Source organism: Gelidimonas diazotrophica, assembly GCF_055694025.1.
In genome coordinates, this window is the sequence record NZ_CM146349.1 from 2,153,718 (window position 1) to 2,169,783 (window position 16,066).

Annotated in this window: 14 protein-coding genes; 10 read left to right on the forward strand and 4 right to left on the reverse strand. The window is 54.2% G+C overall.

From position 1 onward, the window contains the following. Positions 1-42: 42 nt before the first annotated feature. The gene (locus KGFNPO_RS09990; protein WP_472631149.1) at positions 43-1,050 is read right to left on the reverse strand and encodes a serine/threonine protein kinase; all 1,008 of its coding nucleotides are present in this window, start codon (positions 1,048-1,050) and stop codon (positions 43-45) included. A 98-nt stretch (positions 1,051-1,148) separates the two neighbouring features. Here KGFNPO_RS09990 and KGFNPO_RS09995 point away from each other — a divergent pair, with 98 nt between their 5' ends. The 4 genes from KGFNPO_RS09995 (at position 1,149) to KGFNPO_RS10010 (ending at position 5,380) form a co-directional block, all read left to right on the forward strand. Further along, positions 1,149-2,051, forward strand: coding sequence for a YicC/YloC family endoribonuclease (locus KGFNPO_RS09995; protein ID WP_472631150.1), 903 nt, complete (start codon positions 1,149-1,151; stop codon positions 2,049-2,051). Between the two features lie 49 nt (positions 2,052-2,100). Continuing rightward, complete coding sequence (gene gmk, locus KGFNPO_RS10000; protein WP_472631151.1) at positions 2,101-2,745, forward strand: guanylate kinase; 645 nt, start codon at positions 2,101-2,103, stop codon at positions 2,743-2,745. Positions 2,746-2,786: 41 nt separating this feature from the next. Then, positions 2,787-2,990 carry a DNA-directed RNA polymerase subunit omega gene (gene rpoZ, locus KGFNPO_RS10005; RefSeq protein WP_472612889.1) on the forward strand — a complete coding sequence of 68 codons (204 nt, stop codon included), beginning with the start codon at positions 2,787-2,789 and terminating at the stop codon, positions 2,988-2,990. 110 nt (positions 2,991-3,100) lie between these two features. Continuing rightward, positions 3,101-5,380 (forward strand): RelA/SpoT family protein, encoded by a 2,280-nt coding sequence (locus tag KGFNPO_RS10010; protein WP_472631152.1) that lies wholly within the window; start codon positions 3,101-3,103, stop codon positions 5,378-5,380. 83 nt (positions 5,381-5,463) lie between these two features. Here the strand turns inward: KGFNPO_RS10010 and KGFNPO_RS10015 are convergent, their stop codons facing one another. Both KGFNPO_RS10015 and greB read right to left on the reverse strand, forming a co-directional pair. Next, complete coding sequence (locus KGFNPO_RS10015) at positions 5,464-6,849, reverse strand: DUF3422 family protein (RefSeq protein ID WP_472631153.1); 1,386 nt, start codon at positions 6,847-6,849, stop codon at positions 5,464-5,466. Between the two features lie 242 nt (positions 6,850-7,091). Next, on the reverse strand, positions 7,092-7,661 hold the full coding sequence (gene greB, locus KGFNPO_RS10020; RefSeq protein WP_472631154.1) for a transcription elongation factor GreB: 570 nt from the start codon (positions 7,659-7,661) through the stop codon (positions 7,092-7,094). A gap of 343 nt (positions 7,662-8,004) precedes the next feature. Here greB and KGFNPO_RS10025 point away from each other — a divergent pair, with 343 nt between their 5' ends. The 4 genes from KGFNPO_RS10025 to KGFNPO_RS10040 all read left to right on the forward strand — a co-directional run bounded on the left by KGFNPO_RS10025 (position 8,005) and on the right by KGFNPO_RS10040 (position 11,011). Beyond that, positions 8,005-9,474 (forward strand): PAS domain-containing sensor histidine kinase, encoded by a 1,470-nt coding sequence (locus KGFNPO_RS10025; protein ID WP_472631155.1) that lies wholly within the window; start codon positions 8,005-8,007, stop codon positions 9,472-9,474. A 221-nt stretch (positions 9,475-9,695) separates the two neighbouring features. Next, positions 9,696-10,355 (forward strand): response regulator, encoded by a 660-nt coding sequence (locus KGFNPO_RS10030; RefSeq protein ID WP_472631156.1) that lies wholly within the window; start codon positions 9,696-9,698, stop codon positions 10,353-10,355. 156 nt (positions 10,356-10,511) lie between these two features. Next, the gene (locus KGFNPO_RS10035) at positions 10,512-10,733 is read left to right on the forward strand and encodes a ParD-like family protein (RefSeq protein WP_472631157.1); all 222 of its coding nucleotides are present in this window, start codon (positions 10,512-10,514) and stop codon (positions 10,731-10,733) included. Then, complete coding sequence (locus KGFNPO_RS10040; RefSeq protein ID WP_472631158.1) at positions 10,733-11,011, forward strand: type II toxin-antitoxin system RelE/ParE family toxin; 279 nt, start codon at positions 10,733-10,735, stop codon at positions 11,009-11,011. The genes KGFNPO_RS10035 and KGFNPO_RS10040 overlap by 1 nt, the downstream gene beginning before the upstream one ends. Before the next feature lie 429 nt (positions 11,012-11,440). Here KGFNPO_RS10040 and KGFNPO_RS10045 read toward each other — a convergent pair whose 3' ends face one another. Then, positions 11,441-12,970: a Fic family protein gene (locus KGFNPO_RS10045; protein ID WP_472631159.1), complete on the reverse strand. Its 1,530-nt coding sequence runs from the start codon at positions 12,968-12,970 to the stop codon at positions 11,441-11,443. Between the two features lie 701 nt (positions 12,971-13,671). Here KGFNPO_RS10045 and KGFNPO_RS10050 point away from each other — a divergent pair. Then, positions 13,672-15,519 (forward strand): flagellin N-terminal helical domain-containing protein, encoded by a 1,848-nt coding sequence (locus KGFNPO_RS10050; RefSeq protein WP_472631160.1) that lies wholly within the window; start codon positions 13,672-13,674, stop codon positions 15,517-15,519. Positions 15,520-15,589: 70 nt separating this feature from the next. Beyond that, entirely contained in the window at positions 15,590-15,961 is a 372-nt protein-coding gene (locus KGFNPO_RS10055; protein ID WP_472631161.1) for a flagellar protein FlaG, read from the forward strand. Positions 15,962-16,066: the final 105 nt, after the last annotated feature.

Consider the following 16,066-nt stretch of genomic DNA (forward strand, 5'->3'; position numbering starts at 1 on the left):
GAAGACGGCCAATTTTGACCGCCTGCATGAATGAGTGAAAAGTTACCTGGTGTGCTCTTGAATAGTAACGCCCGGCTTGGGATTTTTTAGCCCGATGCCATCCCACATACCGCGTAATTTATTGGAAAAACGCAGCAGCAGGCCCGGCTCCGGAGTAACTGCCACCTGTTGCTGCAAGGCCTTTTGCAGCGCAAATACGCTGGGTGGGCGCTGCAGCAGATCAAGCATCAGGCACCACTTGACCACCTGGATCAATTCGGGCGAATACAAACCTTCCAGCCTAGCCAGATGGGCATCGAGTTTATCGGTCTTGTTGCGCTGCTCCACCGGCGGCGGCGGCGCCCCGGTCATGCAGGCAAACATCGCCGCGCCAATACTGTAAATATCGGTCCAGGGGCCTAGATTACCGTTCTTGACATATAACTCGGGCGGCGCAAAGCCCGGTGTATACATCGGGTACAGCTTCACCAGATCGGTGCGAAAGGTTTGCCGCGCGGCGCCGAAATCGAGCAAGATCGGCGTGCCGTCGATGCGCAAGTAAATATTTGCCGGCTTCAGATCGAGGTGCAGCAGTTTGCTCGCATGCACTTCACGCAAGCCATTCAAAACTTGGCTGAACATGGTGCGAATGAAACGTTCTGAGAGCAACGGTTTCTCGCCCGTATCGCGCCGTCGCAAAATATGGTCCTGCAACGAACGGCCCGACTCATACGCCATCACCATGTAGACCGTATCGTTGGCACGAAAGAAATTGACCACGCTGACTACGTTCGGGTGCGAAATGCGCGCCAGGGCGCGGCCTTCCTCAAAAAAACATTTCAGACCCATCCGAAATACCGGCAGATTTACAGCCGAAACCAGCGGCGACAACTCGCCCGGTTGCCGCAGCGCCAGACTGCTGGGCAGATATTCCTTGATGGCGACGGCGCTGCCGTTTTCGTCATACGCCAGATAGACAATACTGAACCCACCGGACGCAATCTTCTTTACAATGCGATATCCGGAAATTTCAAGGCCGTCTGGCAGTGGTGCATTGTTTTGCGCAGCCATATTTTCCTAAGAGTAAGAAATTCGGATTGTGTTGATAAATCACACATTTGTAAAGCACAGTAAAGTAAAACACGGGAGTCGACTTGAGTATTTGCAGCATGACTGGCTACGCAGTCACCATCAAAGAAGCCGCCGCCGGCACTCTGACCATCGAGATCAAAAGCGTCAATTCGCGCTTTCTGGACCTGCAATTTCGCATCAATGATGATTTGCGCGCAGTCGAGTCGATCTTGCGCGAAGCCATCATGGGCCGCATCACGCGCGGCAAGGTCGAATGCCGCCTGAGCTTCGGCCGCAAGGTCAAGTCGGACGCTGGCCAGGCGCTCAATGCCGCCCTGCTGCTGGATCTGGCGGCGCTGCAACACGCAGTGCGCCAGCAATTCCCGGATGCGCCGCCGCTATCGGTCAATGAACTGTTGCGCTGGCCCGGCGTCATCGCGGAAGCCGAAATCGGCCAGGAAACTCTGCAAGCCGAAGTCGTTGCCGCCATGAGCGCAGCACTCGACGCCTTCGTCGACTCGCGCGCGCGCGAAGGTGCGGCGCTGCAAGCCATGTTGCTGGTGCGGGTTGACGCAATGGATCAGATCGTCCTCGACATCACCCCGCTGATTCCGCAAGTTGTCTTGCAGTTCCAACAGAAAGCCACAGAACGCATGCAGGAAGCGCTCGGGCTGGCGCCTCAAAACGGTGCTGCAGCCGCAACCCAGGCGCTATCACGCCAGGAAGCACTGGAGCGCATCCGGCAGGAAGTCAGCCTGTACGGCATCCGGATTGATGTCTCCGAAGAATTATCGCGTTTGGCCGCCCATCTGAGCGAAACCCGTCAGATCCTGAAAAGAGGCGGCCAGGTCGGCAAACGGCTCGACTTCATGATGCAGGAACTCAACCGCGAAGCCAACACGCTCGGCGCCAAGGCGGCAGTCAAGGAATTATCCGATGCGTCGATGGCGCTAAAACTGCTGATCGAGCAAATGCGCGAGCAAGTGCAAAATTTGGAATAATTTCCGTACGGGCACGGCATGCCGTGCCCGTACCGTCACAAGGATTACCATGTCCCAAACCAACACCTCTTCAGGCAGCCTGTTTATGGTGGTAGCGCCATCGGGCGCCGGAAAATCCACTCTGGTCAATGCCCTGCTGGCGCAGGAATCGGGCATCCAGCTTTCGATTTCCTTCACCACCCGCGCACTCAGGCCGGGCGAAGAAAACGGACGCGAATATCACTTCATCACGACTGAAGATTTCCTCGCAAGAAAAGACCAGGACGAGTTTCTGGAATCCGCCGAAGTGCACGGCAACCATTACGGCACCTCCCGGTTGCGGATCGCAGACCAGATCAAGGCCGGCACCGACGTCTTGCTGGAAATCGACTGGCAAGGCGCACAACAGATCAAAAAGCAATTCCCGCATGCAGTCGGCATCTTCATCTTGCCGCCATCCATAGCAGCATTGGAAGAGCGCCTGAAAAAACGCGGACAGGATGAACCGCACATCATCACGCGCCGGATTCTGGCCGCAGGCGGGGAAATCGCCCACGCCCCGGAGTTTGAATATGCTATTATCAACCGAGATTTTGCGACCGCATTGTGCGAGCTAACGGCGATCGTAAAAGCGGCCCGTTGCAGATTTGCGCAACAAGCGGCGCGCAACACATCACTATTTGCCCAGTTGGGCATACATGCAAATTTAAGTTAATTTAACGAAATTAAGCCAAAGTCGCATTTTTAGGAGCATTCATGGCCCGTATTACCATCGAAGATTGTATTGATAAAATCCCGAATCGTTTTCAGCTCACCCTGTGCGCCACCTACCGCGCCCGCCAGTTGCTGCAAGGTCATTTACAAAAAGTGGATGCTGACGACAAGGCGACCGTGATTGCTCTACGAGAAATCGCAGCCGGAAAAATCGGGATAGAAATGCTGAAAAGGGTTCCCAATTAATTGTTCGGCCGCTTAATCCAAGGGTTATTATCCAGGGGTTATTAACCCAACGCACCCACGATTAACCCCACTGTACCCGATGACCGCCATGTGGCTGATAGCTCCTGAGCATGAACCAAAAACCTGCAGAGTCGCCTCCATCAGCCGCATTAAATAACCGGCCTGCTTCCGAGCGGCCGGAGCCGCATCTTGCCAGCCACAAAAAATCACCATCGAAAGACGGCATCCAGCATGGTATTGGCGCGCTGTCGATTACGCCGCTCACCACTAAACTAGCCCAGTATCTATCTCCTTCGGACTTGAAAAAAGTCAAGGAAGCCTATCGCTTCTCGGACGAAATGCATCTGGGCCAGATGCGCCAGTCCGGTGAAGCCTATATCTCCCATCCCATCGCTGTAGCCGAAATTTGCGCCGACTGGAAGCTCGATGCGCAAGCCATCATGGCGGCCTTGCTGCATGACGTGATGGAAGATCAGGACGTCAAGAAGGATGAACTGATCGAGCGTTTCGGAGCGCCGGTAGCCGCCCTGGTCGATGGCCTGTCGAAGCTGGAAAAAATCGAATTCCAAAGCAAGGTAGAAGCACAGGCGGAAAACTTCCGCAAGATGCTGCTTGCGATGGCGCGCGACGTGCGCGTCATCCTCATCAAGCTGGCCGATCGCTTGCACAACATGAGTACGCTGGGCGTGATGGCGCCGGACAAAAAACAGCGCATCGCGCGCGAGACGATGGAAGTCTATGTCCCGATTGCGCGCCGGCTCGGGCTCAACAGCATCTATCGTGAACTGCAGGACATGTCGTTTCTGCATCTGTACCCAAACCGTTACAAAACACTGACCAAGGCAGTAAAAGCTGCGCGCGGCAACCGCCGCGAAGTGGTCAGCAAGATACTAGAATCGGTCAATAGCACCCTGCAAGCTGCCGGCATCGAAGCGCAAGTCTATGGGCGCGAGAAAACGCTGTACGGCATCTACAAGAAAATGCGCGCCAAGCACTTATCGTTTTCCCAAGTATTGGACGTGTACGGCTTTCGGGTGGTGGTCGACAGTTTCGCCGATTGCTATCTCGCCCTCGGTACGCTGCACGCGCTCTACAAGCCGATGCCGGGAAAGTTCAAGGATTATATTGCCATTCCCAAACTAAATGGCTATCAGTCACTGCACACGACACTGATCGGCCCCTATGGCACACCGGTCGAATTCCAGATACGCACCCAGGACATGCACCGCGTGGCAGAGTCCGGAGTCGCCGCGCACTGGCTCTACAAAAGCAGTGAAGCCAACCTTTCCGACCTGCAGCAGCGCACCCACGTCTGGCTGCAATCGCTGCTCGACATCCAGAAGCAGACCGGCGATTCGGCCGAATTCCTCGAGCATGTGAAGGTCGATCTGTTTCCTGATTCGGTATACGTTTTTACGCCGAAAGCGATAATTATTGCACTGCCGCGTGGTGCAACCGCGCTCGATTTTGCCTATACCATCCACACCGATATCGGCCATCAGGCAATTGCGGCCAAGATAAACCACGAAAACGCGCCATTGCGCATGGAATTGCACAATGGCGACATCGTCGAGATCGTTACATCACCCGCATCGCGCCCTAGCCCGACCTGGCTCTCCTTCGTGCGCAGCGGCAAGGCGCGCTCCGCAATCCGGCACCATCTGCGCACCATCAACCCATCCGAATCGCTTGAACTCGGCAAACAACTGCTGACACAGGCTCTTGCTGCGTTGGAAATTGACACCGCGTTGCCGCAAGCGCTGCTGGAACGGTTGATGAACGAATCCAGAGCCAAATCGATGGAAGAGCTGTATCTCGATATCGGCATAGGTAAACGGATGGCGGCGCTGGTGGCGCGCCACATCATGAGTTTGTACGAGAATGGAAATTCACAGTCACGAAAAATTAAAAACCATTCTGCAACCGATAAGCTCGAACCCGTAATGATTTATGGCAATGAAGGTGCAGCGGTTCAGCTGGCGCCGTGTTGCCAGCCGATACCGGGCGACCGCATCATCGGTCAGTTAAAGCGTGATCAAGGCTTGATCGTACACACCGAAGATTGCGATGTGGCCAAACGTTTAATCAGCAAGGAAGCGGAGCACTGGACCAGCGTGATCTGGGGCGAAAATCTGAATCGCCGCTTTGATTGCCGGATCAAGCTTCTGGTGCAAAACGAAAAAGGCATACTGGCGCGCGTAGCAGTCGAAATCAATGAAGCGGATGCCAACATCATTCATGTATTGATGGATCAGGAAAAGTATCAGGACCGTTCCATGATACATCTGCACTTCACCCTCCAGGTCAAAAACCGCGTCCACCTGGCGCACCTGATCCGCAGCGTGCGACGTCTGGCCGGAGTCGAACGGCTGGAACGCGAGCGCGGATAATATTGTAGGGCGTCAATAAGCGAAGCGCATTGCGCCGAATGCCTACGCAAAACCGCAACAATGCACAACTATCGCCCCGCCTGCTATCCAGTGGCACCGACTTCCTGAGCACCAACAGACGGCGCTACATGCTGTACGTGCTTGTGCATGCGGCGCAAGCCGAGCCACACCCCGACCGCAATTACTGGCACCAGAATGCCGGTCGCCACATCCGGATTGACGGGCAATCCACCCGCTTTCATCGCCTTGCCAACGTAGCCGATCAAGCCTGCCAGGTAATACGAAATCGCCACCACGGACAACCCTTCCACCGCCTGCTGCAGGCGTAATTGCTGGGCCGCGCGGGCATTCAAGGATTCCAGAATTTTTCTGTTCTGGCGCTCCTGCACGATGCCGACCCGGGTTCTGAGCAAGTCATTGGTATGCGCAATCCGCTCGGCCAATGCTTCCTGACGGCGCACTATCGATTCGCAGGTATTCATCGCAGGCGACAAGCGGCGCGCCATGAACTCGTCCACTGTCGGCACGCCATCAATCCGGATTTCCCGCAATTCTTCAATGCGCGCCTTGACCAGCCGGAAATACGCTTGCGAGGCGGCAAAACGGTAGCTGTTATCCATCGACAGCTTTTCAATCCGTGCCGCTAATCCGGTAATGTTACGCAACAAAATCTGTTCATCATCAGCGTCGCTCGACAAGGCTTCCAGAATCGCCGCGTCGGTATCGGTCATGGTGGCAGTGAGCGCCGTCAACTCGCTTTCGACATCATTCAAAAGCGGCGCTGCATATTGTGCGTGCGGCAAGCCCAGCAACGCCATCATGCGATAGGTTTCCACCTCCAGCACGCGCTGCACCACCCGCCCCGACTGTTGCGACTGAAAGCCGAGATCCCGAATCACGAAGCGGCTAAAGCCATCCGCCTTGACCAGAAAATCGGTCCATACTTCACCGCCCTGCAAAACGGTGCTACCGACCAGCACATCGCCATCGAGAACGCTGCACAGGTCCGACAATACCGTTGCATCCAAGGGTTGCGCCAACCCCAGCGCCACATGTGCTGCAACCATCACTTTGCCTTCCAAGCCCAGCAGCCAGCCCTGTGGAATCAGCGCCAGCGGCATGTGATCAAAGACATCACCCATGGCAAACTGCTCCGCGTGAATCTGAGCAAAAGTATAAGTGGCGAATTCGGTATGACATTCCCATTGCAGACGAAACTGGCCAAAATTGTGAAAGAAATATTTGGCCTCACCCGCCGGCGCGGCGACGCCGAAATAGGCGCACAAATCAGACAGGATTTTATGCTGCAGCGCAAGATTGTCATTGCTGATCTTGCTATCGCCATGCGCATAAACCGCAAGATGGGTCAGATTTTCCGAAGCAGACAGACGCAAAGAAGGACGGGAATGCACCTCGGCCGCCAACGGCACGCGCAAAGGATGATTCAAACGAGAATAGGCAAAAGTCATATGTAATGGCGATAAAAAATTGTTGAGAATTTGTGCGCATTCAGTGCGCTATGTGAGAAATTCGGCGTCCCGCGAAAGCGCTGATCGATACGCCGGTGATGCGTCATGCTCCGTATAGATTCCGGACTGCGCGGGAACGACGGCGTTAGTAGCGCAGGCCTGTCGTGTCTGCCCCGTGCCGCAGGCACCACAGGCACCACAGGCACCACAGGCACCACAGGCACCACAGGCCTGCGCTACTGTCAAACAATAACACCGCCAGGTGCGGGGTAACTGACCGTCAGAATCTCCAGTTCGTCGATGCCTAAAGGCGTTTTCAGGATCACCGATTCGCCCTCATGGGCCTTGGTAAGCGCTCTGGCTACTGGCGAAATCCAGCTGATCTTGCCATGCAGCGGATCAAGCTCGTCGATCCCGACAATGGTCACCGTGACCTCTGCGCCGGCTTGATTCTGATACGTCACCGTGGCGCCGAAAAAAACCTGGTCCAGTCCATAGTGAACGCTCGGATCGACCACTTCAGCCAGATCCAGCCGCTTGGTCAAAAAACGGATGCGGCGATCGATCTCGCGCAAACGCCGCTTGCCATAAATATAATCGCCATTCTCCGAACGATCGCCGTTGCTGGCCGCCCACGACACGATCTGCACCACTTCCGGACGGGCAACATCAATCAACTGCAGCAACTCTTCCTTGATGCGCTGATGCCCGGCCGGCGTCATGTAATTTTTCGAGCCGGCAGGAATCGCCGACGCGATTTCCCATGCGTCGTCATCATCTTCATCCGTCTCTTTTACAAAGGCTTTACTCATAGCGCTCCATTCTACGATGTAACGGCATTTCGGCGGGTTAGGACTTAGTAGTGCTGGCCTCCGTGCCTGCACTACTAGATATTGAAAGGATTATAAGAGATGCACTACAGAGTAATTCTGCTATTAAAACTCACAAAATCGTACAATTCCAACAGTTACAATCGATTTTCGCATCAGCGCCCATGTTAAAGTTGGCCAAAATCAAGCATCGCATTCACCCGATTCAATCTGTAATTCCCTTTCTACATCAATTGTGAACGCGAAGGCGAAGCGCAGACAGTACGCATGTACGGCAAGCGAAGCCGACAAAGTGCACGATTGATTTAGAAATGGAATAAGAAATATGTCCAACATAACCCAAGCAGGATGGTTGCCCACGATCATGCAGGGGGCGTTTAATGAAATTTATGTGATCGATTGCAGCACGCTGCGCTTGATTGAAATCAATCAGGCGGCACGCGACAATCTGCAGTTCAAAACCAGCGCATTCACTTCCATGACGCTGGCCGATCTGGCGCATCAACCGATCGCTGCACTAGAGCAAACCCTGCAAACTCTGCACAACAATAACAGGCAGGTGCAACACATCGCGCTGGAGTTGACCTTCAACCGGCGCGATGGCAGCAGCTATCCGATCGCATTACGCATCTTCCTCACACCGGACACATCAGACACATCAGACCCAGCGGCGCCGGTTTTTATCGCCATCGGCCACGACATCAGTGCGCAGCGCCTGTCGGAGCAAGCGCTCGATCAAAGCGAGTCGCGTTACCGCGCCATTGCAGCGAATACGCCCGGCCTGGTGTACCAGTTCCGCCTGCACGCGGACGGCAGCACAGCGTTTCCGTACCTCAGCGCAGGCTGCCATGCGCTGCTGGGCATCAAGGCCAATCGCCTGCGCGCGCGACCGGAACTATTCCTGAACCTGATCCTGCAGCAGGACCGGGCCGCCTATCTGTCCGCCATGAAAGCCTCTGCCGCACACATGAGCAGCTGGAACTGGGAAGGACGGATTTGGGTGGATGCATGGAAAGACGTCAAATGGATCAACCTGCGCTCGACTCCCGGCCTGACACTGCAAAACGAAGTGCAGTGGGAAGGCATCATGACCAACATCACCCAAAGCAAGCTGGAACAACTCGAACTCAAGCATTCCCGAGCGCATTTGGCGGAGCTAACAGCCCATGTCGAGCAGGTAAAGGAACAGGAGCGCACTCGTATCGCCAGGGAAATACACGACGATCTGGGTGGCAACCTGACCGCGATGAAAATAGCCTTGGCCCTGCTCACATGCAGGCTGCCGACAACGGAGCCGGAATTAGCGGAAAAAGCCCGATACCTCGATGCTCTGGTCGATCGCACCATCGATGCGGCGCACCGGATCGCGCGCGATTTGCGCCCAGGCATTCTCGACATCGGCATCGTGGCCGCGATTGAATGGCAGGCCACAGAATTTGAAAAGCAAAACGGCATACCCTGCTCCGTATGCTGCGATCAGGACGACATTGAGATACACGCAGACCATGCAGCGGCGCTGTTTCGGATATTTCAGGAAGCGTTGACCAATATTGCCAAACACGCCAAAGCCAGCCATGTTGTAGTAAGACTAAACCGTACAGCCCAAGGTATCCGACTGGAAATCACCGATAATGGCCAAGGCATCACCGCAATGGACCGTTTGAAACCAGAATCCTTCGGCATACGGGGCATGATCGAGCGCGCCAAAACGCTAGGCGGCGAACTCAGCATCAGCGCGCCACGCGAAAGCGGTTGCACCATTAGCATTGAGTTACCGATTGGCAATGCGCCATAAGACAAGAATCAGGATGCGCGATAACGCGCTGATCGGAGCTTTTTAGGGATATATTACTACTATGCAGTATCACTAAAAAACAATGCATTGCCGCATATGAATAGTGCGACTTTAAAAATACTCATTATATTTAATAAAAATTACGCCAGGTAGGGGCGGGTTCCAAACCCGCCCCTACGAGTTGAACAGTTACCAAACTAAAACGAAATAATCCGAACCCAATGACAGCAACCACCAAAATCCATGTCCTGATCGCCGACGACCATGCAATTGTGCGCGAAGGCTTGAAGCAGATCCTGGCTGACACCAAAGACATCGTGGTGGCAGGCGAAGCGGAAAATGGACTTGGCGCCATTGCGCTTGCGCGCGAAAACGCGCACTGCCCCAGCTGCCAAGTCATGCTGCTCGACATATCCATGCCCGACCGCAACGGCATTGATATCCTCAAGCAACTCAGGAAAGAACTCCCGAAGCTGGCCGTACTCATGCTATCGATGCACCGGGAAGACCAGTATGCCATCCGCGCCCTGAAAACCGGCGCCTCCGGCTACCTGAACAAGCAAAGCGCCCCGGCCGAACTGGTCGATGCGATACGCCAGGTCGCCTCCGGCAAAAAATACATCAGCCCCGCACTGGCGCAAGAACTCGCCAACCACATCAACGAAGACCATGAAGCTGCGCCGCACGAGAAACTCTCGGACCGCGAATACCAGACCATGACCATGATCGCCTCCGGCAAAACCGTCACCGACATCGCCGGCGAACTAGCGCTATCGGTCAAAACCATCAGCATGTACCGCGCCCGCCTGTTGCAAAAAATGAAACTGCGCCACAACGCCGAAATAACCCATTACGCGATTAAAAATAAGTTAGTGGATTGAGCAAAGTGCTCGCGCCCGGGCGCGACCAAATCTTGTATAAAAAACAGGCTGGCCTGGTGCGCGTTTGTATGGCGAACGAATATTTGTATTTAAAATGGGCCTGCCCTATCATGAAGCTACTTTTGTAGTATTTTATTTTGGGGTAACGCTATGGGAATGCCGGTACGCATTGATGATGCTTTATACGAAATGGCACGGGCGCAAGCCAAGGCTGAACGCCGTACGATTGCCGGGCAAATAGAATTTTGGGCTTTGCTGGGGAGAACCGCTTTGGACAACCCCGATCTGCCGATAGATTTTGTCCGGGATTTGCTGATTGCCCGCGCAGAAGGGCCTACGCTTGTCACGCCCTTTGTGCCGGAAGGTAAGCACAGTTGATGGGCGATGCGGTCCAGGTTCAGCAAAGCGCGATGTTCAAACGGGCTTACAAGCGCCTGCACCAAAATCAAAAAGCCGATGTGGATGGTGCCGTGGCCGACATTGTGCGCGATCCGACTATTGGTGAAGCCAAGAAAGGCGATTTGGCGGGTGTATTTGTGTACAAATTCAAATGCAATGATCAACTGACATTGCTGGCCTGCGAATACGATCCGGGCACGCGTCTGTTGCTATTGCTGGGCGCACATGAAAACTTCTATCGGGACTTGAAGCGGTAGAGCATGCGGCGCAATGCCCTTCGGTTATTGCGCCCTACGCGCTAATCAGCAACCGTAGGGTGCGCCGCGCGCACCATCCACCATCCGCACACTCCCGGCACCGGTGCGCACGGCGCACCCTACCGATACGTATCATAAACAGGCTATGTTCGCATTACACGTTGCCGCAGTCCTGAGTACCGTAGGATGGGTGCAACCCATCGCGTATCGGACTTACATGATGGGTTGCACCCATCCTACTGACGATAAGAGCGCCGCTTTCATACAAAAATAACGGGAGTATGCAAAAAAACAATGCCATTACCGCATATACATACTGCGAAAACAATTTATACACGGCAATGTATGACCGGTAATGAGCCGCAGCCCTGAGTATTCCCATCCATTTAATAAGACTAGCGTGCACACCTGCGTTGCGCACTGCTTTTCTCAGCTTATCTGGGAGGCAGCTCCCGAGACAAACTCGAATGCTTCCCTAAAAATAGCTTCAAAATTAGCGGTTTCTTTGTCAGATAGAAATTCAAAATGACTTGCGCGCTTGCGCGCAGATAAGCGGCCCTTGTTTTCCGCCAGGACTCTGATAAACAGGTCAAGCCTGCCTTTTGGCCAATCGAATTCAGTGTTTAATTGTTCGTAAGCCGCGTCGTAGTGCAGCAGAAATTGGATTTCTTCTTCGAGGTCGTGGCTTACTGTGCGTTCCAGGGCTGAGTACAGGAATTCGACTTGTCCTGTCGCATCGAAAAAGCGGTAATACAGCGCGTCATTGCCGCTCGCCCGCGCCTGCGGAACATTGGGGTCGAAATGGACCAAGGGGGCAAGCACTTTGGAGAAATTTTCCAGTGCGGCGATATAGGCATCCAGATTGGCCAGCATGACCGCTGAAACGGGCAGGATGATGCCGCGTGGCGTGAATCCGCGGCGCGAAAGCATCTGGTGAATAAGAAACCGGTGCAAGCGGCCGTTCCCATCCATGAAGGGATGAATGAACACGAAGCCAAAAGCGACACATGCGGCTACCGCCACATCATCGAAGGCCTGGGTGTCTGGTTGCATGTACTGATTAGCGAACGCCAACAGCCCGTCCAGTAGCGGTTCCACGTCATCCGGCCGGGGCGGCATAAAGTCGACGCGCTTGTAATAGCTGCCAATTTCTCTGCCGACCCAGTTCTGTTGACTGCGGAACCAGGGTTCGGCAAAACGGCCATCAATGACAGCATTCTGCAGCCGCACCAGTTCCTCCTTGGTGAGATCACTCACGTCGCCGGCGGCTGCAAGGAGCTGTGCAAAGCGCTCGGCGCGATTGGCAGAAGGCTTTTCCCGTTCGATGCTAAATGAAGAATGCGTTTCTTTTAAATACAAAAAAGCAGCAGCGCGGTCCAGCAAAGGTTTGTTGTACCGGGCAAGCGTTTGTGCAGCTAGCGCTTTTAGATTTTTTCTCTGTTGCTCGATGATGTACGGCGTATTTCGAACAGTGGGGCAAAAAGCGGCATCCCCCAATAGATTGACAATCAGTGCGAACTTGGCACTGCGCGTCTCGGGACCGGTTAAATATTTCGCCGGGTCCAGAAGGGGAATATAGCGCGTCTTTGACGGCACACCAGACACATCCAAAGTATGCCCGGTCAAGAATTCATACAAAAACCCAGCTTGACGTGCATAACGACCAACAGGAATCGCGGTGAGCCAGGCTTCAATTTCGGGCTTGCCACGTTGTGCAAACAATAACGCCAGCACTTCCAGATTGGGACCCTCGTAGCGCAAAGCAAATTCCAGATGATCTGCCAATGTGCCGTCACCCTTTAAGTAACTCGACTCAAAAACATGGTAGGTTTGCCCTGCACGAACGGTTTCGCGGCGTTGCCGTGCCAAGGTATCGATGCAACAAACCAAAGTCAACTCTCGGGCAGGCAGCCCGTAGGCGGAAACAAGATGTGCGTAACCAATCGGGAGTTGAGCCATAGAGGGAACTTTGTGCGCGTAGACGGGAAATTTTAACGGGATTCATTAATTTTACGGGATTTTCACACGCGTCTCGATTTTTGCGCAAGTAAATCCCGTTGATATTTTATTTAGCGGCTATTTTTCCCAGTGGCGCGCTCAAACTTCCCAAAATAAGGGAGTTTGCATCTTTAACTCCGTAGATACTCGGTTCAAAATCAGGCCTTTTGCACGTTGATACAGCAGTGCAGTAGGTGCGAATTTATTCGCACTTTTAACGTTTCCATCCGAACTGATGTGAATGAATTCGCACCTACAGGGCCCGATGTCGCAACGTGAAACAGGCTTAATTTTGAACAGCGTATCTACTGTACTGCTTCGCCCCTGCCGACATATATTATGTGCATGAGTATATTTCACTACTGCAATTAAAACATGCGGTAAATGCCATGAAAATTTGCATACTCCTTGTTTTTACTAAACTCGCCAAGTTCCAAATTTTGTTCGTGCTTTTCGTGTCTTTCGTGGACAAAGAGTTTCAGCGCCTGATACCGCGCACATCCCCCGCATCAAGAAAAATCCTGCCTGCACCCTAAACTTTCGCAAATGCAACCCGATACAACAAACAACAGCGGTTTGATTGCTTCTAAAAATGAAGCAGACCAAAGTGGACGGCACACCAGCCGGAATGTATTGGAATCAGGAAATTCAGGAGAAATACCATGGCTGCAGTAATTAACACCAACGTCGCCTCACTAAACGCACAGCGCAACCTCACCACTTCCCAGACTGCGTTAGCCACTTCACTGCAACGCCTGTCGTCCGGCTTGCGTATTAATAGCGCCAAAGATGACGCCGCCGGTCTCTCGATCTCGGATCGGATGACTTCACAGATCCGGGGCTTCACACAGGCTGGCCGCAATGCCAACGATGGCATTTCGCTGGCGCAAACGGCTGAAGGCGCATTGGGCGAAGTCGGAAACAACTTGCAACGTATTCGCGAACTGGCACTGCAATCCGCCAATTCGACGAACTCGGCCTCGGACCGTGCCGCGTTGAACGCTGAAGCACAACAATTGGTTGGTGAAATCCAGCGGGTGTCTGGGTCAACCCAGTTCAACGGTACCAACCTGCTGGATGGCTCATTCTCTAACGCACAATTTCAGGTCGGCGCCAACGCCAACCAGACAATTGCCGTTACGATCTCAGGCGCTTCCACCAACCTGATCGGCGCTTACCAGGCAAAAGGTACTGCCGTAACTTCTAATGCGTTCGACGGTGCCGGCTTCACCATCAACGGTACTGAAATCGGTGTATCCGTAGCGACCAGCGCGGCTGGTGTGGATGCTGACAGTGCGGCCGCAAAGGCCACTGCCATCAATGCAAAATCCGTCGATACCGGCGTCAGCGCCACAGCGACCAACTCGCTGACCGGCTCCGCTCCGGTTGCCGGTGCTGGGCTCGCCAGCGGTGCACTGTTAATCAACGGCGTTGCGGTCGGTGCAATTTCTGCCAGTGGCAGCGCAATAACCCAAGGCGGTAATGCTGCGACAGCGATCAATGCGATATCGAACACGACCGGGGTTTCTGCCGTCGCAGACGCGAGCACGGGTGCCCTGACTTTAACGGCAGCTGACGGCCGCAACATCGCGATTACCTCCTCGCCTGCAACAGCCGCCGGTGTTACGGCGATTCAAAATGCCATAGGTCTCGATGCATCTACCGGTAACGCTGCGACTGGCAAAGACACCTTTAATGTCGTGGTGGGCGGTGCTTTTGACACGACTACGCCCGCCGCCGGCTCCTTGACCGAAGGCGATTCCTTTACTCTGGATGGTCTCACCTATGAGTTCACCACTGATGCAACAGTTACTGGAACGAGAGTGGCGGTTACCGTAGCTGATGCAAATAATATTACTCAGGTAGGGGATGCGATCGCACTCGCAATCAACGCTCAACACACGCTTGGCAACACCTCTGTCACTGCGTCTAATGGAGCCGGCACCGTCGCCATGACCAACAACAAGCTTGGCGCGAGTGGCACGCTTGCCACTTTCGCCGATACGGGTGTAACTGGTGGTGGCACTACAACTGCGCTGGTTGAAGGCGCAGAGACTGCTGGTACTAGTGCAATTTATGCCGCTGGCGGCGTAACAACACGCGGTACGTTGACACTCAGCTCGTCCAACAGCTTCACAACCGGTGGCACCGATGTTACCTTTTCCGGCCTAGGTTCGACATCGGCTTCGCTGACCAAGTTGAATACCGTGAGCCTCAGTACGGTAGCGGGCTCCAACGCAGCAATTGCAGTCCTGGATGGCGCTCTGAGTCAAATTTCGAGCCAGCGCGCTTCTCTCGGCGCTTTCCAGAACCGTTTCAGTTCGGTGGTGAGTAACCTGCAAACATCTACAGAGAACCTTACCGCTGCACGTAGCCGGATCATGGATGCCGACTTCGCTTCGGAAACAGCCTCACTGTCACGTGGCCAGATCTTGCAACAAGCCGGCACTGCGATGCTAGCGCAAGCCAACTCGCTGCCTAACGGCGTATTGGCCCTGTTGCGCGGTTAATCCGTAAAGACGGTGATGTGCTCCCCGGCTGAACCTGTTTGGCCGGGGAATTAATTTGGAGAATGTCATCATGGATATCGGTGCTCTTGGCAATGGTGCCAGCAACCTGCACAGAACAGCTGACACTAAGCAGCCCAGCCCCACTTCGTTGCTTGCAACTGCGCAAGCTGCGCCAGTGCAAACCGCAGACGCAGTGCAAAGACCGGCCATTGCGCCGTCACTGGATCAAGTCAAGCAAGCGGTACAAGATATCAACCAATCCTTGCAGTCACTGGCGCAGGGCCTGGAATTCTCGATCGATGCCGATAGCAAGCAAACTATCATCAAGGTAATTGACCCGCAGACCAAGGAAGTGATCCGCCAGATGCCGTCGCAAGAAGCGCTGGAAATCGCCAAGGTGCTGGACCAGGTGCTGGGCAAATTGATCAGGGAAAAAGCGTAGATTACTTCTCCCCCGGCCCCTCTCCCACAAGCGAATCGCATCGCGATTCGGGCACCAGGAAAAGACATGCCGGGAGAGGGGAGCAAGACCGCTGATTTGGTATAG

Excerpts from the sequence above, each read along its gene's own strand:
- KGFNPO_RS09990 (WP_472631149.1), bottom strand. The coding sequence starts at position 1,050 with ATGGCTGCGCAAAACAATGCACCACTGCCAGACGGCCTTGAAATTTCC.
- KGFNPO_RS09995 (WP_472631150.1), top strand. The coding sequence starts at position 1,149 with ATGACTGGCTACGCAGTCACCATCAAAGAAGCCGCCGCCGGCACTCTG.
- gmk (WP_472631151.1), top strand. The coding sequence starts at position 2,101 with ATGTCCCAAACCAACACCTCTTCAGGCAGCCTGTTTATGGTGGTAGCG.
- rpoZ (WP_472612889.1), top strand. The coding sequence starts at position 2,787 with ATGGCCCGTATTACCATCGAAGATTGTATTGATAAAATCCCGAATCGT.
- KGFNPO_RS10010 (WP_472631152.1), top strand. The coding sequence starts at position 3,101 with ATGAACCAAAAACCTGCAGAGTCGCCTCCATCAGCCGCATTAAATAAC.
- KGFNPO_RS10015 (WP_472631153.1), bottom strand. The coding sequence starts at position 6,849 with ATGACTTTTGCCTATTCTCGTTTGAATCATCCTTTGCGCGTGCCGTTG.
- greB (WP_472631154.1), bottom strand. The coding sequence starts at position 7,661 with ATGAGTAAAGCCTTTGTAAAAGAGACGGATGAAGATGATGACGACGCA.
- KGFNPO_RS10025 (WP_472631155.1), top strand. The coding sequence starts at position 8,005 with ATGTCCAACATAACCCAAGCAGGATGGTTGCCCACGATCATGCAGGGG.
- KGFNPO_RS10030 (WP_472631156.1), top strand. The coding sequence starts at position 9,696 with ATGACAGCAACCACCAAAATCCATGTCCTGATCGCCGACGACCATGCA.
- KGFNPO_RS10035 (WP_472631157.1), top strand. The coding sequence starts at position 10,512 with ATGCCGGTACGCATTGATGATGCTTTATACGAAATGGCACGGGCGCAA.
- KGFNPO_RS10040 (WP_472631158.1), top strand. The coding sequence starts at position 10,733 with ATGGGCGATGCGGTCCAGGTTCAGCAAAGCGCGATGTTCAAACGGGCT.
- KGFNPO_RS10045 (WP_472631159.1), bottom strand. The coding sequence starts at position 12,970 with ATGGCTCAACTCCCGATTGGTTACGCACATCTTGTTTCCGCCTACGGG.
- KGFNPO_RS10050 (WP_472631160.1), top strand. The coding sequence starts at position 13,672 with ATGGCTGCAGTAATTAACACCAACGTCGCCTCACTAAACGCACAGCGC.
- KGFNPO_RS10055 (WP_472631161.1), top strand. The coding sequence starts at position 15,590 with ATGGATATCGGTGCTCTTGGCAATGGTGCCAGCAACCTGCACAGAACA.